At 71.3% G+C, this 20,185-nt stretch carries 21 protein-coding genes; 6 read left to right on the top strand and 15 right to left on the bottom strand.

The genetic code is table 11. From position 1 onward, the window contains the following. Positions 1-50: 50 nt before the first annotated feature. Complete coding sequence (locus tag ABD073_RS06195; RefSeq protein ID WP_343873069.1) at positions 51-368, bottom strand: histone-like nucleoid-structuring protein Lsr2; 318 nt, start codon at positions 366-368, stop codon at positions 51-53. A gap of 138 nt (positions 369-506) precedes the next feature. Here ABD073_RS06195 and ABD073_RS06190 point away from each other — a divergent pair, with 138 nt between their 5' ends. Further along, complete coding sequence (locus ABD073_RS06190) at positions 507-1,655, top strand: NADH-quinone oxidoreductase subunit D-related protein (protein WP_343873067.1); 1,149 nt, start codon at positions 507-509, stop codon at positions 1,653-1,655. A gap of 93 nt (positions 1,656-1,748) precedes the next feature. Here the strand turns inward: ABD073_RS06190 and ABD073_RS06185 are convergent, their stop codons facing one another. The 10 genes from ABD073_RS06185 to dacB all read right to left on the bottom strand — a co-directional run bounded on the left by ABD073_RS06185 (position 1,749) and on the right by dacB (position 10,828). After that, on the bottom strand, positions 1,749-2,357 hold the full coding sequence (locus tag ABD073_RS06185) for a hypothetical protein (RefSeq protein ID WP_343873065.1): 609 nt from the start codon (positions 2,355-2,357) through the stop codon (positions 1,749-1,751). A gap of 8 nt (positions 2,358-2,365) precedes the next feature. After that, positions 2,366-2,869: a DUF3180 domain-containing protein gene (locus ABD073_RS06180; RefSeq protein ID WP_343873064.1), complete on the bottom strand. Its 504-nt coding sequence runs from the start codon at positions 2,867-2,869 to the stop codon at positions 2,366-2,368. After that, positions 2,866-3,417 carry a 2-amino-4-hydroxy-6-hydroxymethyldihydropteridine diphosphokinase gene (gene folK / locus ABD073_RS06175; protein WP_343873063.1) on the bottom strand — a complete coding sequence of 184 codons (552 nt, stop codon included), beginning with the start codon at positions 3,415-3,417 and terminating at the stop codon, positions 2,866-2,868. The genes ABD073_RS06180 and folK overlap by 4 nt, the downstream gene beginning before the upstream one ends. 1 nt (position 3,418) lies before the next feature. Beyond that, positions 3,419-3,778 (bottom strand): dihydroneopterin aldolase, encoded by a 360-nt coding sequence (gene folB / locus ABD073_RS06170; RefSeq protein ID WP_343873061.1) that lies wholly within the window; start codon positions 3,776-3,778, stop codon positions 3,419-3,421. A gap of 131 nt (positions 3,779-3,909) precedes the next feature. After that, positions 3,910-4,737, bottom strand: a complete 828-nt coding sequence (gene folP / locus ABD073_RS06165; RefSeq protein ID WP_343873060.1) for a dihydropteroate synthase — start codon at positions 4,735-4,737, stop codon at positions 3,910-3,912. Next, the gene (gene folE, locus ABD073_RS06160) at positions 4,737-5,330 is read right to left on the bottom strand and encodes a GTP cyclohydrolase I FolE (protein WP_343873153.1); all 594 of its coding nucleotides are present in this window, start codon (positions 5,328-5,330) and stop codon (positions 4,737-4,739) included. The genes folP and folE overlap by 1 nt, the downstream gene beginning before the upstream one ends. Positions 5,331-5,431: 101 nt before the next feature. After that, positions 5,432-7,771, bottom strand: a complete 2,340-nt coding sequence (gene ftsH / locus ABD073_RS06155) for an ATP-dependent zinc metalloprotease FtsH (protein ID WP_343873059.1) — start codon at positions 7,769-7,771, stop codon at positions 5,432-5,434. A gap of 131 nt (positions 7,772-7,902) precedes the next feature. Further along, positions 7,903-8,457 (bottom strand): hypoxanthine phosphoribosyltransferase, encoded by a 555-nt coding sequence (hpt, locus tag ABD073_RS06150; protein WP_343873058.1) that lies wholly within the window; start codon positions 8,455-8,457, stop codon positions 7,903-7,905. 9 nt (positions 8,458-8,466) lie between these two features. After that, complete coding sequence (gene tilS, locus ABD073_RS06145; protein ID WP_343873057.1) at positions 8,467-9,399, bottom strand: tRNA lysidine(34) synthetase TilS; 933 nt, start codon at positions 9,397-9,399, stop codon at positions 8,467-8,469. A gap of 1 nt (position 9,400) precedes the next feature. Further along, positions 9,401-10,828 (bottom strand): D-alanyl-D-alanine carboxypeptidase/D-alanyl-D-alanine endopeptidase, encoded by a 1,428-nt coding sequence (gene dacB, locus ABD073_RS06140; RefSeq protein WP_343873056.1) that lies wholly within the window; start codon positions 10,826-10,828, stop codon positions 9,401-9,403. Between the two features lie 66 nt (positions 10,829-10,894). Here dacB and ABD073_RS06135 point away from each other — a divergent pair, with 66 nt between their 5' ends. Beyond that, complete coding sequence (locus tag ABD073_RS06135) at positions 10,895-11,458, top strand: inorganic diphosphatase (RefSeq protein WP_343873054.1); 564 nt, start codon at positions 10,895-10,897, stop codon at positions 11,456-11,458. A gap of 986 nt (positions 11,459-12,444) precedes the next feature. Here ABD073_RS06135 and crcB read toward each other — a convergent pair. Continuing rightward, positions 12,445-12,807 (bottom strand): fluoride efflux transporter CrcB, encoded by a 363-nt coding sequence (gene crcB, locus ABD073_RS06130; RefSeq protein ID WP_343873053.1) that lies wholly within the window; start codon positions 12,805-12,807, stop codon positions 12,445-12,447. Further along, positions 12,804-13,301 carry a fluoride efflux transporter FluC gene (locus ABD073_RS06125; RefSeq protein ID WP_343873052.1) on the bottom strand — a complete coding sequence of 166 codons (498 nt, stop codon included), beginning with the start codon at positions 13,299-13,301 and terminating at the stop codon, positions 12,804-12,806. Before ABD073_RS06125 ends, crcB begins: the two co-directional genes overlap by 4 nt. Positions 13,302-13,333: 32 nt before the next feature. Here ABD073_RS06125 and ABD073_RS06120 point away from each other — a divergent pair, with 32 nt between their 5' ends. After that, positions 13,334-14,362: a TRM11 family SAM-dependent methyltransferase gene (locus ABD073_RS06120; protein WP_343873051.1), complete on the top strand. Its 1,029-nt coding sequence runs from the start codon at positions 13,334-13,336 to the stop codon at positions 14,360-14,362. Beyond that, the gene (locus ABD073_RS06115; RefSeq protein ID WP_343873049.1) at positions 14,359-14,850 is read left to right on the top strand and encodes a SixA phosphatase family protein; all 492 of its coding nucleotides are present in this window, start codon (positions 14,359-14,361) and stop codon (positions 14,848-14,850) included. Before ABD073_RS06120 ends, ABD073_RS06115 begins: the two co-directional genes overlap by 4 nt. A 57-nt stretch (positions 14,851-14,907) precedes the next feature. Here ABD073_RS06115 and ABD073_RS06110 read toward each other — a convergent pair whose 3' ends face one another. Continuing rightward, a complete protein-coding gene (locus ABD073_RS06110; RefSeq protein ID WP_343873047.1) occupies positions 14,908-15,666 on the bottom strand; it encodes a hypothetical protein in 759 nt (252 codons plus the stop codon). A gap of 213 nt (positions 15,667-15,879) precedes the next feature. Here ABD073_RS06110 and ABD073_RS06105 point away from each other — a divergent pair, with 213 nt between their 5' ends. Then, positions 15,880-17,238 (top strand): ammonium transporter, encoded by a 1,359-nt coding sequence (locus tag ABD073_RS06105; RefSeq protein WP_343873045.1) that lies wholly within the window; start codon positions 15,880-15,882, stop codon positions 17,236-17,238. Next, the gene (locus ABD073_RS06100; protein ID WP_343873044.1) at positions 17,235-17,573 is read left to right on the top strand and encodes a P-II family nitrogen regulator; all 339 of its coding nucleotides are present in this window, start codon (positions 17,235-17,237) and stop codon (positions 17,571-17,573) included. The genes ABD073_RS06105 and ABD073_RS06100 overlap by 4 nt, the downstream gene beginning before the upstream one ends. A gap of 427 nt (positions 17,574-18,000) precedes the next feature. On the opposite strand, the gene ABD073_RS06095 is transcribed toward ABD073_RS06100, so the two are convergent. Further along, entirely contained in the window at positions 18,001-20,091 is a 2,091-nt protein-coding gene (locus tag ABD073_RS06095) for an MDR family MFS transporter (RefSeq protein ID WP_343873042.1), read from the bottom strand. Positions 20,092-20,185 lie beyond the last annotated feature (94 nt).

The following is a 20,185-nucleotide window of genomic DNA, read 5'->3' as shown; positions in this document are numbered from 1 at the left end:
CGACGAGGGGCCGGGCAGCAGCCCGACCCCTCGTGCGCACTGATCGACGATCAGCCGTTGGCCTTCTCGTAGGCCTCGCGGACCTCGGCGGAGACGCGGCCGCGGGCGCTGACCTGCATGCCCTGGGCCAGGGCCCAGGCGCGGATGTCATTGGCGGCGCTGCCCTTGGGCTTCTTGCCGGCGCTCTTGCGGCCACCGACGCGACGCGCGTGCCCCACCCACTGGGCCAGGTCGTCACGCAGCTTCGCCGCATTGTCCTGGCTCAGGTCGATCTCGTAGGAGATGCCGTCGAGCGAAAAGGAAACCGTTTCCGCGGCCTCCGAACCATCGATGTCGTCCTCGAGAACGATGTGCACACGCTGGGCCATCAGGAATTCCTTTCAATCGGTTCAGTTCTGGAAATGATGCTAGCGCCTCGCGCTCCATTCACAAATACGAGAATGCCCACAATTGCCGTGGCAGCCCTGGACAATGGCGCATTGTTGTTGCTTCGCTAGGATCGAACGGTGCCCACCAATCTGATCACCCTGGGAAGTCCCGCCGTCGGTCTGGCCGATCCCGACGCCCTGCACGCAGACCTCGGGCCCGAGCACCCCTCGCGCACCGGCCTGCTGCTCGTCGAGGTCACCACCGACGGCGACGACGTGGTGCGCGCCGCCCGGATCCAGCCCGGCTTCAACCACCGCAGCGCGGAGAAGCTGTTCGAGCTGCGCGACTACCGCCAGGTGCTGATGCTGGCCGACCGACACGACTGGCACTCCCCGTTCAGCGGCGAGCTGGGCGCGGCCCTGGTCTGTGAGCACCTGATGGGCCTGGTGCCGCCGCAGCGCGCCACCTGGCTGCGCACCGTGCTGGCCGAGCAGGCCCGCACCACCAGCCACCTGGCGCACCTGTCCGCCGTCTGTTTCCTCACCGGCGAGGAGGAGCTGGCCGCCGACCTGCGCGCCCTGCGCTCCACCGGCCGCGAGCTGGTGCTGGCCATCAGCGGCAACCGGGTGCACCCGATGCTGAACCGGCTGGGAGGGCTGGCGCTGGACGTCCCGGCCGGGCGGCTGGAGCAGGTCGCCGAGTGGATGGACCAAGCGGCCGACCTGGCCGGACGCCTGGTGGAAGTCCTGGCCTCCAGCGGCCTGGGCCGCGGGCTGGGCATCGTGGACGCCGCCCTGGTGGACGATTTCGGTCTCTCCGGCCCGGTGGCGGCCGCCAGCGGTCTGCAGCGAGATCTCCGGCTGCGCAATCCCTACCTGTGCTACGACCGGATGGCGGAACAATTGTCAGCCGGATTCGACCCCCATTCCCCCGGTGACGCCGCCGCCAGATTCCGTGAACTGTGCCGTCAGGTGGATATTTCGAGCCGGCTGGTGCGTCGCTGCACCGAGGAGCTGGCCGCCCTGGACGGCCCGGTGGACACGAAGTTGTCGAAGATCATCAAGATCCCTGAATCGGAGGCCTATCTGGCCATCGAGGCGCCATGGGGAATGGCCGGATTCCATCTGGTCTCGCGGGCAGGAACCACACCCTGGCGGCTGAAGCTGCGCACGCCCTCCTTCGCGAATGTCCAGGCGCTGGAGCAGGTGCTGGTGGGCACCCCGTTGCAGCAGGTCGACGTGGTGCTCGCCTCCCTGGGCTGGACCAACGGGGACCTGGACAAGTAGCCGGACGCAGCACCGCCGCTCCCCCCAGTAGCCGGACGCAGCACCGCCGCTCCCCCCTCGGGGAAGCGGCGGTCTGGTGGGTCCGGGAAGGCCTCAGGCCTGGCGCACCTGATCGGTCGGGTAGACCAGCGGCAGGCCGGTGAGATCGACGCGGCGCGTGGTGCCGCGACGCGGCAGGTTCAGCACGTCGTCGCCGCGCTCCAGGCCGGCCAGTTCGTTCTCCAGCTGGCGGATGGTGTTGTTCAGCGCGGAGATGCGGGTCTGCTTGGCCTCGGCGTCCAGGCTGACCCCGGCCAGGTTGGTGCGCAGCTGCTCCATCTCGGCCTGGGCGGCGGCGATCTGCTCGCGGTAGGCGGCCTGGCGCTTGTTGAAGCGGGCGATCATGGCCATCGACTCGGCGTGGTGCGAGCGGGCGGCGGAGCGCGCCTCGTCGCGGGCCTGCTTGGTCAGGGCGCGGGCGGCGGCCAGCTCCTCCATGTGGCGGGCCACCATGCGGTCCATCTCGCGCCAGGTCAGCGCCAGCGAGGCGAAGGCGGTGAGCAGGGCGACGGCCAGGCCTGCGCGCACCATCCACGTCGGGCCGAAGGCGCACGCGAGGGCGACGACCGTGCCGGCCACCAGCACCATGAAGGCGGGCGAGCGGAACCGGGAGGGGTTCTCGTCGGCGACGGTGCGATCGGTGGTGGGCTTCTCGTCAGCCATGCGCATTCTCAATCCTGCTTGGGTTCGTCGTCATTCTCGTGATCGTCTCCGGGGACCACGCAGGCCTTCTCCAGGCGGCTGCCCGCCCACCCTACCCCAAGGCTCAGCGCCAGCACGACAGCGCCGCGGATGGCCCTCTCCCGGGAGATCGGCACGTGCAGGCTGTCGAGCGTCGCCAGGACGTAGACCACGTGACCGCCGGCCAGCGCAGCGCCCATCATCAGCAGCGACTTGCCGCTCACCAGGGCCAGCAGGCCGGTCTCCGGGCTCACCAGGGAGCGTTCGGTGAGGATCCGACGCCGCAGCACCGGCGCGATCATCAGCGCGGCGGCAGCCAGCAGCACCAGGGTGACCATCAGGCTCCACGGCGAGGGGGGTACCGAGATGTCGCGGGCGCGCAGGGTGCCGATCACGAAGTAGCCCACGACGGCGCCCAGCAGCGCGGCGACGACCACCTGTCGGCGGGTGGTCAGCCCGAGCCGCCCACCGCCCGGGGTGGCCGGCTGGCTCACGGCAGCTCGACCGTCTCGTCGCTGCGACGCACGCCGGAGGCGTCCACCGAGGCGACCAGGTCATCGATCGAGCCGATGCCCGGGAGCTCGGCGCCCGGGTCGATCTCCTGCCACGGGACCAGCACGAAGGCGCGCTCGTGGGCGCGGGGATGCGGCAGGGTGAGGGTCTCGGTCTGCAGCTGCCGACGCCCCACCACCACCAGGTCGATGTCCATGGTGCGCGGTCCGCCGGGGATGTCGCGGGTGCGCCCCAGGCCGGCCTCGATGGCGTGGACGCGCTCGAGCAGGATCCGCGGCTCGATGGTGGTCTCGGCCACCATCACCAGGTTCAGGAAGTCGGGCTGGTCGGGCACCTCTCCCACCGGCTGGGTCACGTAGACCGACGAGAGGTCCACGGGGATCAGGTCGGGGGTGTCCGCGAGCGCGTTCACGGCGCTCTGCAGCAGGTCGACGCTGTTGCCCTGGTTGGATCCCAGGCTGAAGACGACCTTGGCGATGGGCTTCAGGTCGCCCAGGGTGTCCACGTCCGGGACAAGGGGGTTGGTCATGTCACTTGCTCCTCGTGATGCTCACCGACAGGTCGGTGAAGGGAAGTCCCAGGGGGGCCTGGGGCTTGTGGACGGTCACCCTGGCGCGCTGCACCAGCGGCTCGTCCAGACAGCGTCGGGCGATCCGCCCGGCGAGCGTCTCAATCAGGTCCACCGGTTCCCCGGTGATGATGGCCACCACGTCGCGGGCGATCACCGAGTAGTCCACGGTGTCGGCCAACGCATCGGTGTCGGTCTCGATGGGCAGGCCCAGCTGGAGGTCGACGACGAACTGCTGTCCCTCGCGCCGCTCCTCGGGGTAGACCCCGTGGAAGCCGGTGGCGGACAGCCCGCTCACGCTGATCCAGTCCAGCTCGTTCACCCGGTCTCCGTTCCTCGGCAGTGGTCCGGGCGGTACCCGGCCTTCCCGACAGTACCGGAGCCCTGGCCACGGGCCTCAACCTCCCCCGGGTGCCAGCCACCTGCCCGTGCCGCGCAGGCCGGGTCCGGACCTCAGCCGGCGGCAGGACCGACGAGTCGTGCCATGGCCAGCGTCGCGTCGACGTTGTCGCGCACCTCGTGGGTGCGCACGGCCCAGATCCCCTGCTGGGCGCACCAGGCGGTGATCGCGGCGGTGGCGGCGTCGCGCCCGGCCGGCTCGCGCCCGTCGAGCAGTTCACCCAGGAAGCGCTTGCGGCTCACCCCCACGAGCTGGCGGTGGCCCAGGGCCTGGAAGCGGTCCAGGTGGCGCAGCAGCTCCCAGTTCTGCTCGGCGGTCTTGCTGAAGCCGATCCCGCAGTCGCTCACCAGGCGTTCCGGGGCGATGCCGCCGGCCAGACAGGCCTCGAGCCGCTGGCCCAGCTCGGCCAGCACCTCGCCCACCACGTCGGTGTAGGCGGCATTGGTGTCACCGGTACCCAGGTAGCCGCGCCAGTGCATGCAGACGTAGTCCACGTCGAGCCCGGCGACGGTGGCGATCATGTCCTCGTCGGCCAGCCCGCCGGAGACGTCATTGATGATGGCGGCCCCGGCCCGGGCGCTGGCCCGGGCGACCTCGGCGCGCATGGTGTCCACGCTGACCACGGCGCCATGGGCGGCGAGCGCCTCCACCACCGGGACGACGCGGGCCAGCTCCTCGGCAGGGCTGGGGCGCACCGCACCGGGCCGGGTGGACTCTCCCCCCACGTCGAGCAGGTCGGCCCCCTGTTCCCGCAGCTCCAGCCCGTGCGCGACGGCCGCCTCGGGGGTCTCCCACAGGCCTCCGTCAGAGAAGGAGTCGGGGGTGACATTGACCACGCCCATCACCAGGGTGCGGCCGGGCTGCGAGGGCACGGGGCTCATCAGCCCGCCGTGATCAGGCTCATCGCTTCGGCGCGGGTGGCGGGATCGCGCAGCACGCCGCGCACCGCGGAGGTGACGGTCTTGGCACCGGGCTTCTTCACGCCGCGCATGGTCATGCACAGGTGCTCGGCCTCGATCACCACGATCACGCCGCGGGCCCCCAGGTGCTCCACCAGCGCGTCGGCCACCTGCGTGGTGATCCGCTCCTGCACCTGCGGGCGCTTGGCCACCGCGTCCACCAGCCGGGCGATCTTGCTCAGCCCGGTGACCCGGCCGCTCTTGGCGGGGATGTAGCCCACGTGGGCGACGCCGGTGAAGGGCACCAGGTGGTGCTCGCACATGCTCCACAGCTCGATGTCGCGCACCAGCACCAGCTCGTCGTGGGAGATGTCGAAGGTGGTGCCCAGCAGCTCCTCCACGTCGGAACCCATGCCGCTGAAGATCTCGGCATAGCTGCGCGCCACCCGCTCCGGGGTCTCGCGCAGACCCTCGCGGTCCGGGTCCTCGCCGATACCGATCAGGATCTCGCGGACGGCCGCCACGATGCGCGCGTGGTCGAAGCCGATCTTCTCCAGCCGCTGCTGCTCGGCCATCGGGTCAGTGTTCACCCGCTCCATGCTAGGTGGCGCCGCGGGCCGAGACGGCCGGGGACACGACGACGACCCGACCGTGTGGTCGGGCCGTCGAGGGTGGCTCACTGCTGCGGCGGACGTCCCCAGGGGTTCTCCGGGGTGGCCGGCGGCTCCGGGTTGGTGGGGCCGTCCAGCGGACCGGTGCCGGGGGCTCCCCAGCCCTGCGGCGGGGTGGGCTGCTGACCGGGCAGGCCGGGCGTGGTGCCCGGGCCCGGGGTGGGCGGCGTGCTCGGCCACTGCTCCGGCTGGGCGCTCCAGGGGTCACGGCCGGGCGGCTGCGGCGCCGGGTGGGCACCACCGCTCCACGGATCCGCGGCCGGCGGGGCCGGGTTGTGCGGGGTGGGCGGGGCCCAGTCGCCCGGGGCGGTCCAGCCCGAACCATTCGGCGGCTCCACCGGGCCGGTGTTGCCGGGCGGCAGCGGGGCTCCGGTGCCGGGCACCTCGGAGGAGGGGTCGGCGGCCGGGGCCTCGACCTCCTTCTTCGGGCGGGGCGGCATCGGGATCGGCGGGATGTCGGAGGGCACGCGGGTTTCCGAGCCGGTCCAGGCGCCCCGCTCGGGGAAGCGTCGCAGCGGCTCGAAGATCCTGGCCACCTGCGCCTTGTCCAGGGTCTCGTGCTCCAGCAGCTGGCGGACCAGCTCGTCGAGCACGTCGCGGTTCTCCTTGAGCACGTCGAAGGCCTCCTGGTGGGCGGCGGCCAGCAGGCGGCTGACCTCCTCGTCCACGACGGCGGCGGTGATGTCGGAGTAGCCGCGGCTGGGCTGCGCGCCACCCATCCCGACGAAGGGCTCGGAGTCCCCGCCGCCCAGCTGGATGGCGCCCAGACGCTCGCTCATGCCGTACTGGGTGACCATGGCGCGAGCCACCTTGGTGGCCTTCTCGATGTCATTGCTGGCGCCGGTGGTGGGGTCGTGGAAGACCATCTCCTCGGCCGCGCGGCCGCCCATCATGTAGGCCATCTGGTCCAGCAGCTCGCCGCGGGTGGAGGAGTACTTGTCCTCGTCGGGCATCACCATGGTGTAGCCGAGAGCCCGGCCGCGGGGCAGGATCGTGATCTTCTGCACCGGGTCGTTGTTGGGCATGGCGGCCGCCACCAGGGCGTGGCCGCCCTCGTGGTAGGCGGTGACCAGCAGCTCGTGGTCGTCCATCAGGCGGCTCGACTTCTGCGGGCCGGCGATGACGCGGTCGATCGCCTCGCCCAGCTCGGCATTGCCGATCACGGGCAGGTTGAGCCGGGCGGTGAGCAGGGCGGCCTCGTTGAGGACATTGGCCAGGTCCGCACCGGTGAAGCCGGGGGTGCGACGGGCGATGGAGTCCAGGTCCACGTCGGCGGCCATCGGCTTGCCCTGGGCGTGCACCCGCAGGATCTGGGCGCGGCCCTTCAGGTCGGGGGCCTCGACGGCGATCTGGCGGTCGAAACGGCCGGGGCGCAGCAGCGCCGGGTCCAGCACGTCGGGACGGTTGGTGGCGGCGATCAGGATCACGTTGGAGGTGGCGTCGAAGCCGTCCATCTCCACCAGCAGCTGGTTCAGGGTCTGCTCACGCTCGTCGTGCCCGCCGCCCATGCCGGCGCCTCGGTGGCGGCCGACGGCGTCGATCTCGTCGATGAAGATGATGGCCGGGCTGGCCTCCTTGGCCTGCTCGAACAGGTCGCGCACGCGGCTGGCGCCCACGCCCACGAACATCTCGACGAAGTCGGAGCCGGAGATGGAGAAGAAGGGCACGCCCGCCTCACCCGCGACGGCGCGGGCCAGCAGGGTCTTGCCGGTGCCGGGAGGACCGTAGAGCAGCACGCCCTTGGGGATCTTGGCGCCCACCCGCAGGAACTTGCTGGGCTCGGCCAGGAATTCCTTGATCTCCTGCAGCTCCTCGATGGCCTCGGCGCAGCCGGCCACGTCGGCGAAGGTGGTCTTCGGGGTGTCCTTGCTGGCCACCTTGGCCTTGGACTTGCCGAAGCCCATCACGCCGCGGGCACCGCCACCGCCCTGGGCCATGTTGATCATGAAGAACATCAGGCCCAGCAGGAGCAGCAGCGGCAGCATCGTGTAGAGCATGGAGCTCCAGAAGCCGCTGGTGGGGTGCTTGGACTCCCACGTGTCCAGGGTCTTGGCCTGCATCCGGTTCTGCAGGAGCTCGCGCAGCTGCTCGTCCTGGTTGCCCACATAGGTGGAGACCAGACGCTTCTCCGGGTCCTTGGTGGTGATGGTGACCGTCTGCTCCACGTCGTTGATGACGACCTCGGAGAGCGGATCGGTGCCCTGCAGCACGCTCACCGCCTGGCTGGTGGGCACCTTCTCGGCCGCCTGCATGTTGCTGACCAGCTGGGTGATCCCGAGCACGAACAGGATCGCGAGCACCACCCAGAGCAGTGGATTGCGCGTGGCCTTGGAGAATCTGTTCATCGACGACCTGACAATGACGGGGGCTGCGCGCGAGCGCACGGCCACGGACGATGGAGCATCCCGACCCTACCAGCGCGCTCCAAGCCCGCCCCGGCCGCCCGTCGCCCCGGACCGGGGACGACCCCAGCCGGTCAGCCGCCGTAGACGTGCGGCGCCAGGGTGCCCACGTCGCGCAGGTTGCGGTAGCGACCCGCGTAGTCCAGGCCGTAGCCGACGACGAACTCGTTGGGGATGTCGAAGCCGACGTACTTCACGTCCACCGGTGCGGTCATCGCCTCCGGCTTGCGGAACATGGCGGCCACCTCGATGGTCTCCGGTCCGCGGCTGCGCAGGTTCTGCACCAGGTAGCTCAGCGTCAGGCCGGTGTCGACGATGTCCTCGACGATCAGCACGTGCTTGCCCGAGATGTCGGTGGTGAGGTCCTTGAGGATGCGCACCACACCGGAGCTCTTGGTGCCCGAACCGTAGGAGGAGATGGCCATCCAGTCCATGGTGAGGTGGCTCTTCATGGCGCGCGACAGGTCGCTCATCACCATCACGGCACCGTTCAGCACGCCGATCAGCAGCACCTCGCGACCCTCGTAGTCGGCGTCGATCTGGCCGGCCATCTCGGCGATGCGTCCGGCCACCTCGTCGGCGGTGAAGAGCACATGGGTCAGGTCCTGGGTCACATCGGCAGCATCCACGCCATCACCCTACCCAGCCGGGGTCTGCGCTGCGACCAGCCGGCCGTCCTCACGCTGCACCCGCACGCCACCGGGCAGGTCGAGCCCGCTCTGGCCGTGCCAGTCGGTGACCAGCTGCTCGACGGCCTGCACGTGGCCATGGCTGGGCTCCGGCACGCCCTGGCGCAGCAGCCAGCTGCGCAGCACCCGGGAGCGCAGCGCCGGGTGCAGCCGGGCCAGCTCCGAGCAGTCCTCGGTGGCCTGCTGACGGGCGAGCTCGTCGATCAGGTGGTTGTCGGCGCGCAGCATCGAGGCGGTGCGGCCCAGGGCCTCCACCACGCCGCCACCCAGCACGTCCTCCATGATCGGCACCAGCTGGTTGCGCACCCGCACCCGGCGGAAGCGCAGGTCGGAGTTCATCGGGTCCTCCCAGACCGGCAGGCCCCAGTCCTTGCAGGCCTGGCGGGTGACCGCGCGACGGACCCCGAGCAGCGGGCGGACGAAGACATCGCGTCGCTCGGCCATCGCCTGCAGCGAGGCCGGTCCACTGCCGCGACCCAGGCCGAGCAGCACGGTCTCGGCCTGGTCGTCGAGGGTGTGGCCCAGCAGCACCGGCGCCTTGCGGTCACCGGCCAGCGCGGCCAGCCGCGCCTCCCGGGCGGCCGCCTCCAGCCCGTGACCGTCGTCGACCACGTCGACGCGCACCAGCCGGGCGTGCACGCCGAGGTTCTCGACGACGGCGGCGGTGGAGCGGGCGGCCTCGGCGGAGTTCTCCTGCAGGCCGTGGTCCACGACGACGGCCTCCAGGGTGGTGGCCTCGCCGCGGCAGGCGGCTGCGGCTGCCACCAGGGCCAACGAGTCGGCACCCCCGGAGCAGCCGATCCGCACCAGCGGCGCGTTCACGTGGGGACGGACCACCTGCACCAGCTGGAGCTGGGCAGGGGTGAGCATGCGGCGTGCCATCTCAGCACCCGCAGGAGGCAATGGTGGCCGCCACCTGGTCGAGCCAGGTCCGCGCACCCCATTCCTCGGTCTGGTTGTTGGCCATGAGAGCGAAGACTACGTCCTCTCCGCTCCGGGTGCGCGTCTGCCCGGCCAGGGTGGCCACCTTGGTGAGCGTCCCGGTCTTCGCATTGACCCAGCCGCGGCCCGGGCGCGCCTGGTCGGTGTAGAAGCGGCTGTGCAGGGTGCCGGTGACGCCGGCCGAGGGCAGGCCCTCGACGGCCGCAGCGAGCCGGTCCTGCGTCGCGGCGGCGCGCAGTGCGACGGCGAGCGCGACGGCGGGCACGTGGTTGGCGCGGCTCAGTCCGGAGCCGTCGACCAGCCGGGTCTGCGGGGTCCAGGCCTTGAGCGTGGCCAGCTGCTGCTGCACCGCCTTGGTGCCGCCGGCGAAGCTGCCGCCCGCGCCGGCCTTGAGCCCGGCCTGGCGCAGCAGGACCTCCGCGGCGGAGTTGTCCGAGTGCACCAGCGTCTCCTGCACCAGGGTGCGCACCGGTAGCGAGTCGATGGCCGCCACCTCCGTGGCCTCGGCCCCCGGACGCACGGCGGTCTGGCTCCCGGCGACGGTGATCCCGTTGGCCTTGAGCTGCTTGGCGAAGAGCTGGGCAGCGCTCAGGGCCGGGGTCCGGCTGGCCGGCTGGCCCTTGGCGGGCCGGCCCTGGTCGATCCACAGCGCGCTGACGGTGGTGACCTGGTCGTGGTAGCCGTCGGGCCAGCTGGGGTGCCAGGCCGGTCCGGTGAACAGGCTCTCGTCGTAGCCGAGGCTGACCGTCCTGGTGCCCTGCTGCTTGAGGGCGGCGGCGGTGCGCTGGGCCAGCTCCGCGCTGGAAGGGGCGTTCGGGTAGTCCTTGGAGCGGACCGAGGCCAGGTAGGGGTCTCCCCCACCCACCAGCACCAGCTTGCCGGGGGCGGTGGCCACCACCCGGGTGGTGAAGGTGGTGTCGGGGCCCAGCAGGTTGAGCGCGGCGACGCTGGTGAGCAGCTTCATGGTGCTGGCGGGCACCAGCGGGGTGTTCTGGTTGCGTTGCCAGAGCACCCTGCCGCTGGCGACGTCGACCACGACTCCGGAGGTGGTGCCCAGGCCCTTGGCGGGGACGGCGGCGATGGCCTTGGTGAGCCCGGCCGGGGTGGGGGCCTTGCCCTGCGCGGCGGCCGGCGCCTGGCCGATCACGCCGCTGCCGGCCGGTTCGGGGCTTGCAGAGGGGGCGTCGAAGAAGGTGGGGCTGACGGTTGGCTGACCGCCGTCGGTCCACAAGCCGCTGGCCAGCAGCAGCGGACGGTGCCAGACGGCCGCCCCGATGACCAGCGCGGCCACCACCACGACGAGGAGCAGGGCCCCCGCGATGCCGCTCGCGGCACCACGTCGGTCCCGCTGTCTGCTAGCTCGGCTCACGGTCCTCCCCTGTTTGACGGTAGTGTCAGCCGTGTTCAGGTGCCCCAAGCATAGAGAGAGCTCACCGTGACAGAAGATTTCGTGAAGCCCAACCTCACCGCCCTGCCGTCCGGCGTCACCTTCGACGTGACGATCGAGATCCCCAAGGGCACCAAGAACAAGTACGAGATGGACCACAACACCGGCCGCATCCGCCTGGACCGGACCCTGTTCACCTCCACCCAGTACCCCTACGACTACGGCTTCATCGAGGGCACCCTGGGCCAGGACGGCGACCCCCTGGACGCCATGGTGATCGGCAACGAGGCCACCTTCCCCGGCTGCCTGATCGAGTGCCGTGCGATCGCCATGTTCCGCATGACCGACGAGATGGGCGGCGACGACAAGGTGCTGTGCATCCCCACCGCCGACCGTCGTCGTGACCACCAGCAGGACATCACCGACGTGCCGGAGTACATGCTGCTCGAGATCGAGCACTTCTTCACGGTCTACAAGGACCTGGAGCCCGGCAAGAGCGTGGAGGGCGCCACCTGGACCGGCCGTGCGAATGCCGAGCAGGAGGTCAAGGACTCCATCGAGCGCGCCAAGGGCACCGCGTACGAGCACCACACCGTCTTCGTCTCCCACTGACGCAGATCACAGAGCGCACGCCCGCAAGGACGCGGGTCGGCACCGGTGAGCGGTGCTGCTGAACCGTGACAAGGGTCCGTCCCCGCTGGGGACGGGCCCTTTCGCGTTCTCTGGGCCGCGCCGCAGGGGCGGCGGCCTGCTGGCCGGCACCCTCGCCGCCCGCATGACTGGATGCCGGGAAGTTCGTCCTGGGAGTGGGCGCTCGGGGGCGCGTCACCGGGTGACGCCACCCGGCGCATCCCGTGCTCCGCGTGCCCCCAGCCCGCACATCACGGCCGCACACGTCGGATCACCCCTGCTGCAGCAGCCGTGAGCTGCGCGCGACGGCCGCGATCAGCACCCACCAGCCGCGACGTCATCTGCTGCGACGCGATCACCAGGTCCGGCGAACCCACGGCCCTGGCCCGCCTCATCCGCCAGTGCTGCTCGCGCTGATCGCTGTCCCCCAGCCCCGTCGAACCGATCGATGAGCCGCAGAGCGCACATCACGGCAGCACGCACCCGATCACCCCTGCGGCAGCAGCCGTGGGCAGCGCGTCGACCCCGTCCCCGACGCCTCGACCCCTCAACAGCCGGGTCGGAGCGCATGGAGCGGGGTCGGCGCGCAGGGAGCGGGGTCGGAGCGCATGGAGCGGGGTCGGCGCGCACGGAGCGGGGCCGGAGCGCAGGCAGCGGGGCCGGAGCGCAGGCAGCGGGGCCGGAGCGCAGGCAGCGGGGCCGGAGCGCATGGAGCGGGGTCGCAGTGCACCCGTGGGCTGGAAGTGCGACCTCGCCGGGTTCAGCGCGCGACTGACATGCGACGCGCACGAGCCTCGGCCCGCGCATGTCGCACCGGACGGGGCGATCAGCAGCGAGCCGCGGTGATCGGCCCCCAGCCGAGATGGGGAGCCAACCCTGGCCCCACGGCCGGACATCATGCACGGACATACAGCGCACGGACACAGGCGCGACCAGTGCCAGGCTCGACGGCTACCCCAGCCCGGAGGTCAGCCGGCCAGGGCCAGCCCGAGCGCTGCGCAGGAAAGACAGAGAGCCGCGCCCCCCAGCAGGTAGCCCAGCGCCAGCCAGGCCCGACCGGCACGCACCAGGCGCACCACCTCCAGGCTGGCGGTGGAGAAGGTGGTGAAGCCGCCGCAGAAGCCGGTGCCGAGCACCAGGCGCACGTCGGGGTCCAGGCCGGAGCGCAGCACGGCACCCGTGAGCAGGCCCAGCAGGAAGGAGCCCAGCAGGTTCACCAGCAGGGTTCCCGCCGGGAAGGCGCCGGGCAGGCGACGACGCACCGCGGCGTCGAGCATGAAGCGGCAGACCGCCCCCAGGCCACCGAGCACGGCCATCAGCACCAGGTTCATCGTGCCGCCTCTCCCGCCAGGCGGGCGCCGAGCACCACGCCCAGCCAGGCCAGCACCACGCCTCCGAGCAGGCTGCCCACGAGGTAGCCGGCGGCCTGGCCCGGATGGTGGCCCTGGGCCAACAGGGTGGTCTCGGTGACCAGCGCGCTCATCGTCGTGAAGGAGCCCAGGAAGCCGGTGCCCAGGTGCAGCCGGGCGAGCCGGGGCCAGCCCTGGTCCGGGGCGGTGCGCAACAGCACCTCCAGCAACAGGCCCAGGCAGAAGGCACCGACCAGGTTGGCCACCAGGGTGCCCAGCGGCCAGCCGTCCACGGCCGGCATCCACTCCGCCAGGCACCAGCGGGCGGTGGTTCCCAGCACGCCACCGACGAAGACCACGTAGAGGTAGCGAGCCCGCAGGTGCAGCGGGCGCGCGGCGGCCAGCGAGTCCACCTCGGGATCGGCCAGCGCGGTGGCGCCACCCACCGGCTCGTCGCCCGGCTCGACTGGTTTCATCCTGCTCCTGCTCGGCATGGGAGAATCGGCGGGTGCCACGACATCTGATGCTGCTCGCCCCGTCCGCCAACCGAGTCTATGCGGGCGAGGCCGCCACGCTGGCCGCCGGTGAGCTGCGGCTGTCCGCGCCCTTCGTCTCCGCCGTGGAGCCTGCCACCGTCGCCGGGGTGGACTACCTCGCCTTCGAGGCCGACGAGCTGGGCCCCGACCAGCTGGCCGCGCTCTCGCGCCAGTCCGCCGCGCTGGCGCTCTTCGGCGTCGAGGGCGAGCTGCTGCGCCCCGTCGAACTGCCCCGCACCCTGCGCCTGGACGACGACCTGGTGACCATCCCCAAGTACCCGGGCAAGACCAACGAGCAGTTCACCCAGCTGCTGCTCAACGTGACCCTCTCGCAGGTCACCACCCGCACCACTGGTGCGCTGGCGGTCCTGGACCCGCTGGCGGGCCGCGGCACGACGCTGATGGTGGCCTGGATGCTGGGCCACAACGGCTACGGCGTGGAGGGCGACACCAAGGCGGTGGAGCAGATGTCGGCCTACCTGAAGACCTGGCTGCGCCGCAAGCGCGTCAAGCACACCGCCGACACCACCCCGGTGCGTCGCGAGGGCAAGGCGATCGGCAAGCGCTTCGACGCCAAGCTGACCGCCGAGCACCTGGAGATGACCGTCTTCACCGGCGACACCCGGCAGAGCGGCTACCTGTACGGCAAGAAGAAGTTCGACGCGATCGTCACCGACGCCCCCTACGGCGTGGTGCACGGCGCCCACCAGGTCAGCGACGTGCGCGGCCATGCCGGCAAGCGCGACCGCTCCCCCGCCGGACTGATCGGTGAGGCGCTGCCGGTCTGGGCCTCCCAGCTCAAGGACGGCGGCGCGTTGGGCCTGAGCTGGAACACCCATGGCCTGCCCCGCGAGGAGCTGGCCGAGCTGATGCAGGCCAACGGCCTGTTGCCGCAGCAGGGCCCCGACTGGCTGGGCTTCGCGCACCGCGTCGACTCCTCGATCCACCGAGACCTGATGGTGGCCGTCCGGCCCCGCCCGAGCGAGGAGACCACCGCATGAGCCGCACCCTGCTGCTGATGCGCCATGCCAGCGCCGAGGGCTGGTCCGAGTCCGGCGACAAGGGCCGACGCCTCACCTCGGAGGGCCGCCAGGAGGCCACCGCCGTCGGGGCGGAGCTGCGCGAGCTGGGGGTGCAGCACGTGCTCTGCTCCTCGGCCACCCGCACCCGGGAGACCGTCGACTGTCTGGGCCTGGAGGCCCCGGTGGAGTACATGGACGCCCTCTACAACTGCGGCACCGAGACCATGGCCCAGCGGATCACCGAGGTGGACGACGAGGTGCAGGTGCTGCTCGTGGTGGCGCACGCGCCGGCCGTCCCCTCGCTGTCCGCGGAACTGGCCTGGGCCAGCGCCCCGCAGCAGGCCGACGACCTGCAGTGCTCCTTCCCCACCGCCGCCTTCACCCGCTTCGAGCTGGACGGCAGCTGGGCCGACCTGGCCGACGACGAGTCGATCCGGCTGGCCGGGGTGCGGCGCATCGGTCACTGACCTGGCGCACTCCGCGGTGCCCCGTAGACGACGGGCCACCGGCCTGGCGTGGGCCGCTCAGTAGAGCACGTAGACCTGCACCGACTGGCCGCCGGAGCAGACCACCATCTGACCGGCGGCGCAGGTGAGGGTGTAGGCCTGCCCGGTGACCGGGCTGGTGGCCTTCACCGTGAAGTTGTCCTTGGGCTTGTCGGGCAGGGCATCGGCGACGGCCTTGGCGAAGCCGCAGGAGGTCTTCGAATTGGCTCCCACCACGGGGCTGCACTGCTTGGCGGCCGAGGGCAGCGAGCTGGCCCGGTAGCCGGTCTCCTCCTGGCTGGGTTCGGCACTGGAGGCCTGCGGCAGCGGCAGGTCCTTGGGCGTGGCTGGCGCCGTCGCGGTGCGGGAGGCGGCGGCACGGGAGGCCGAGGCGGAGGCCGCGGCACTCGAGGCAGCCACGCGGGCCTCGGCGAAGGGCGCGTCGATCACGTGCTGGGCCCATCGGATCGCCAGCACCACACCGCCGGCGAGCAGCAGGCAGACGGCCAGCACGATGCCGGTGAGCACCCGCCGCGAGCCCAGCGCATCGGGATCGGGCAGGGCCACCAGGCGCATCCGGTCGCGCGGCGGCGCATTGCGGGGCGTGGTGCGGGTCTCCACCGGGTCGTCGAACCACTCTGCCGGGGGCTGGTGCTCGGGGAAGACGTCGTGCAGCCGGGTGTCATCGTCCACCGAGGAGGTGAAACGGACCGCGCCTGGGGCGCGCAGGTCCGCCCCGCAGCCGGCGCAGCGGTCGTCGTCGGTCTCGATCCGGCCACCGCAGGCAGCGCAGTACATGGGCCTCCCCGTTCCGGCCCTGCCCCCGCAGGGCCCGTCAGGGGCACAAGTATTGCGTCCCGCGGGGCTCTCGCCATGCATCGCCGAGGAAGCGGGGCGGCGACCGGGCCCCGCCGACGGACGAAACACGACCGAAACACTGGCCCTGGATCGGTGATGCGGCTGTAACACGGACGAACCGTCGCCGAAACCTGCGCCGAGGAATCTGGGCGCATGACAGTTCTCGAGATCAATGCGGGCGACACCGCCTGGTTGCTCGTCAGCGCCGCCCTGGTGCTGCTGATGACACCGGCGCTGGCCTTCTTCTACGGCGGGATGGTGCGCTCCAAGGGCGTGCTCAACATGATGATGATGTCCGTGGTGAGCATGGGGATCGTCGGCGTGCTGTGGGTCTGCTTCGGCTACTCGGTGGCCTTCGGCAATTCCTGGCACGGCATCATCGGCAATCCCTGGCAGTTCGCCGGCATGCGCGGGGTCTTCGCCGCGTCGGTGGGCCCCGAGGGGCACCAGGTGCCGATGTTCGCCTTCGTCGGCTTCCAGGCCGCCTTCGCCGTGATCGCCGTCGCGCTGATCAGCGGCGCGGTGGCCGACCGGATGAAGTTCTCCGCCTGGGTGGCCTTCAGCGTGGCCTGGGCCACCCTCTGCTACTTCCCGGCGGCTCACTGGGTCTTCGCCTTCGACGGCTTCGCGGCCGAGCGAGGCGGCTTCATCGCCAATGACATCAAGGCCTTCGACTTCGCCGGTGGCACGGCGATCCACATCAATGCCGGCATCGCGGCACTCGCGCTGGCCTTGGCGCTGGGCCCACGGGTGGGCTTCCGCGCCATCCCGATGCGCCCGCACAATCTCACCCTGGTCATGCTGGGCGCCGGGCTGCTCTGGTTCGGCTGGTTCGGTTTCAATGCCGGCTCCGCGCTGTCGGCCGGCGAGCTGGCCGGCATGGTCTGGGTGAACACGCTGGCCGCCGCCTCTGCGGCCATGCTGGCCTGGCTGGCCACGGAACGGCTGCGCGACGGGCATGCCACCAGCCTGGGCGCTGCCTCGGGGATCGTGGCCGGCCTGGTGGGCATCACCCCGGCCTGCGCCGTGGTGACCCCGTTGGGCTCGATCGCCATCGGCGTCCTGGCGGGCGTGGGCTGCGCCCTGGCCATCGGGCTGAAGTACCGCTTCGGCTTCGACGACGCGCTCGACGTGGTGGGCGTGCACCTGGTGGGCGGCCTGATCGGCACCCTCGCGGCCGGGCTGTTCGCCAAGGGCTCGCTCGCCGGTGGCGCCGCGGGTCTGTTCTACGGCGGCGGGCCGGACCAGCTGGCTCGCCAGGCACTGGGCGCCGCGGTGGTGCTGGTCTACGGCTTCGCCGTCACCTGGCTGATCGCCCGGGCGGTGGACGCCACCCTCGGCCTACGGATCGACGACGCCACCGAGCGCAACGGCATCGACCTGGGCGAGCACGCCGAGAACGGCTACGACTTCAGCCGGGTGCAGTACTCCACCTATTCCAGGTCCATCGTGGTTCCGGCCGCCGCGGCCGAGGACCTCCCCTCCGACGAGAAGAGCGAGGCCAGGGCATGAAGCTCGTGACCGCCATCCTGCAACCGGACGCCGTCGATCAGGTGCAGATCGCCCTGCACCAGCACGGCATCAACGGCATGACCCTCACCGAGGTCTCCGGCTACGCCCGCCAGCGCGGCCACACCGAGGTCTACCGCGGCGACGCCGTCACCATCGACTTCACCGACAAGGTGAAGCTCGAGATCCTGACCCCCGGCGACGAGGCCTGGGCCGTCGTCACGGTGATCTGCGACGCGGCCCGCACCGGCAGCGTCGGCGACGGGAAGGTGTGGGTCTCGCCGGTCGAGGAGACGGTCCGGATCCGGACCGGGGAGCGCGGCGAGGCAGCCGTCTAGCCGCTGGCCGTTCACGTCGCGCCCCGGGGGTCCACGTCGCGCCCCGGGGGTCCACGTCGCGCCCCGGGGGTCCACGTCGCGCCTCGTGAGCGACGTTGCGCGCGTAATGCGGAGCGCAACGTTGCTCGTGGGGCGCAACGTGGGATGAAGAGGCGCGAGGTGGGAGGAACAGGCGCGAGGTGGGAGGAAGAGGCGCGAGCTGACCAGCGCGACTGGCCGTGGCCACCCTTTGCGCCCACCGCAGAGCAGGGCGTAGCCGTCCGGCTCGGGCGAGGCAGCGTCGAAGTGTTCGAGGGATGGCTTCGAGGTACGAGAAGCCACACCGAGAAGCACAGCTGCCAGCCCGGGGCCGGCGGCGACGCCCGGACCGACAAAGAACCCCGGCCGCCGACATCACGTCGACGACCGGGGTCCGGTGCTGGCTGCCTCAGTCGAGCTTGGCGCGGCGCGGCGCGCCCTGGGTGGGCGAGTCGTTCAGGTCGAGCAGCATCGCGTTGACCAGGTCATGGCTGGCCTGGCGCAGCTTGTCGATGTCGACGGCCTCGAAGCGCTCGGCGATGGTGGGCTCGACGGTGCCGAGCACCTGGTCGGAGTCGAGCTGGGTGGAGCGCACCACCAGCTGGCGGCGCAGGTCCTCACCCAGCACGCCGCCCTTGCGACTGGCCCGGTGGGCCACCTCGGCACCGTAGGTCTCCAGCTTGGCCACCTCGGCACCGTCCTCGCTGGTCAGCATCCGGCCGGTCTGGGAGAGCAGCCACAGACCGTCGTGGTAGTTGCCGTTGCCCAGGTCGGTGATGGCCTCGCGCAGCAGCGGGCGGTCATCGCGGCTGCCCTGCTGGGCCAGCAGCTCGTACTGCATGCCCAGCAGCCGCTCGCCGGTGCGGGTGCGCCCGGCCAGCCGGCCCAGCGCCATCGCCTGGCTGGAGCTGGACTGCCCCATCGAGTCCAGGTACTCGGTGCCGGCCTCCTCGGCATTGTGCACGGTGTCGCGCAGCGGCACGGCCTTGATGAACAGCGTCACCAGGAAGACCAGCGCGCTCAGCGGCAGGCCGATCAGGAAGACCCGGTGCAGCGAGTCGGACAGACCGGCGCGGATGGCCTCGGCCACCACCGGGGGCAGCTTGGCCAGCGCGGACGGATCGAGCACGCTGCCGGTGGAGAAGGTCTGACCGGCCGGCATCTTGGCCAGCACCTCGGGCGGCATGTGGCGCGGGATGGCGTTCTTCAGCTCGGTGGTCATGATGGTGCCGAAGACGGCCACGCCGATGGTGTTGCCCACATTACGGAAGAACTGGGTCGACGCGGTGGCCACGCCCAGGTCACGGCGCGAGGCATTGTTCTGCACCACCAGGGTGTACTGCTGCATGCACAGGCCCAGGCCGATGCCGAAGACGGTCATGGCCAGCGTCAGCGAGCCCTGGCTGGAGCCGACACCCAGACGGGTGAGCAGCCAGAACCCGACCCCCATCAGGGCCACGCCCGCCAGCATCAGCTCCTTGTAGCGGCCGGTACGGGTGACCAGCAGGCCACCCACGATGCCCAGACCGATCAGCGCCAGGTTCATCGGCATCAGGATCAGGCCGGAGTTGGTGGCCGAGACGCCCAGCACGCCCTGCGCGAAGACCGGGATGTAGATGATGGCGCCGAACATCATCATCGAGATGAAGAAGCCGGCGATGTTGCTCAGCGTGAAGATGGAGCTGCGGAACAGGCGCAGCGGCAGCACCGGCTCGGCGGCACGGCGCTCGATCAGCACGAAGGCCACGGTGAGCAGGGCGCCGAGCACGTAGAGCCCGATCACCTGCGGGCTGCTCCAGGCCCAGGTGGTGCCGCCCATGGAGGTGGGCAGCAGCAGGCAGACCAGGGCCAGGGTGAGGGTGACCATGCCGGCCACGTCGATGGTCACCTCGGTGCGCTCGAAGGGGATGCGCAGGAAGCGGAAGATGGCGCCGAAGGCCAGGATGCCCACCGGCAGCGAGGCGAAGAAGAGCCAGCGCCAGCCGAAGTGGTCGGTGATCCAGCCACCGGCCAGCGGACCGGCCACCGAGCTCATGCCGAAGACGGCACCCATCAGGCCCTGGTACTTGCCGCGCTGGCGGGGCGGGATGATGTCGCCGATGATGGTCTGGCTCAGCGGCATCAGGGTGCCGGTGCCCAGGCCCTGGATGGCGCGGGCGAAGATCAGGAAGCCGAAGCTCTGGCTCATCCCGGCCAGGCAGGTGCCGATCATGAAGACCACCAGGCCGCCCAGGTAGAAGGAGCGGCGGCCGTACAGGTCGGACAGCTTGCCGACGATCGGGACGGTGATGGCGCTGACCAGCATCGTGGCGGTGGCCACCCAGGAGTAGTGGTCCATGCCGCCCAGCTGGGCGACGATGCGCGGCATCGCCGGGCCGACGATGGTCTGGCTGATCGAGGCGACGAACATGCCCAGCATCAGGCCGATGAAGATGTTGCGGTTCTCCCGGCTGAGGCCTTCGAAGGCCTGCGGCTCGGCCGCGGACGTGGTGGTGCTCAAGTGCTCTCCTGCGAGGGGGTCGAGACATGGAGCCGCACCGACCCGAAGGACGGGTGGGTGGGCGGAGGGGGCGGGGGCCTGCACGCTGTGCTGG

The organism is Luteococcus peritonei, assembly GCF_039526385.1.
GTDB lineage: Bacteria > Actinomycetota > Actinomycetes > Propionibacteriales > Propionibacteriaceae > Luteococcus > Luteococcus peritonei.
The sequence above is the reverse complement of the archived record's forward strand: the minus strand, read 5'-3'. Positions and strand labels throughout refer to the sequence as shown.

What these genes read in the sequence shown, in the direction of transcription:
- folE (WP_343873153.1), bottom strand. Translation starts at nt 5,330, where the DNA reads ATGGCCGAGCAGCAGCGGCTGGAGAAGATCGGCTTCGACCACGCGCGC.
- ABD073_RS06125 (WP_343873052.1), bottom strand. Translation starts at nt 13,301, where the DNA reads ATGAAACCAGTCGAGCCGGGCGACGAGCCGGTGGGTGGCGCCACCGCG.
- tilS (WP_343873057.1), bottom strand. Translation starts at nt 9,399, where the DNA reads ATGGCACGCCGCATGCTCACCCCTGCCCAGCTCCAGCTGGTGCAGGTG.
- ABD073_RS06185 (WP_343873065.1), bottom strand. Translation starts at nt 2,357, where the DNA reads ATGGCTGACGAGAAGCCCACCACCGATCGCACCGTCGCCGACGAGAAC.
- crcB (WP_343873053.1), bottom strand. Translation starts at nt 12,807, where the DNA reads ATGAACCTGGTGCTGATGGCCGTGCTCGGTGGCCTGGGGGCGGTCTGC.
- folP (WP_343873060.1), bottom strand. Translation starts at nt 4,737, where the DNA reads ATGAGCCCCGTGCCCTCGCAGCCCGGCCGCACCCTGGTGATGGGCGTG.
- ABD073_RS06105 (WP_343873045.1), top strand. Translation starts at nt 15,880, where the DNA reads ATGACAGTTCTCGAGATCAATGCGGGCGACACCGCCTGGTTGCTCGTC.
- ftsH (WP_343873059.1), bottom strand. Translation starts at nt 7,771, where the DNA reads ATGAACAGATTCTCCAAGGCCACGCGCAATCCACTGCTCTGGGTGGTG.
- ABD073_RS06195 (WP_343873069.1), bottom strand. Translation starts at nt 368, where the DNA reads ATGGCCCAGCGTGTGCACATCGTTCTCGAGGACGACATCGATGGTTCG.
- ABD073_RS06115 (WP_343873049.1), top strand. Translation starts at nt 14,359, where the DNA reads ATGAGCCGCACCCTGCTGCTGATGCGCCATGCCAGCGCCGAGGGCTGG.
- ABD073_RS06100 (WP_343873044.1), top strand. Translation starts at nt 17,235, where the DNA reads ATGAAGCTCGTGACCGCCATCCTGCAACCGGACGCCGTCGATCAGGTG.
- folK (WP_343873063.1), bottom strand. Translation starts at nt 3,417, where the DNA reads ATGACCAACCCCCTTGTCCCGGACGTGGACACCCTGGGCGACCTGAAG.
- ABD073_RS06110 (WP_343873047.1), bottom strand. Translation starts at nt 15,666, where the DNA reads ATGTACTGCGCTGCCTGCGGTGGCCGGATCGAGACCGACGACGACCGC.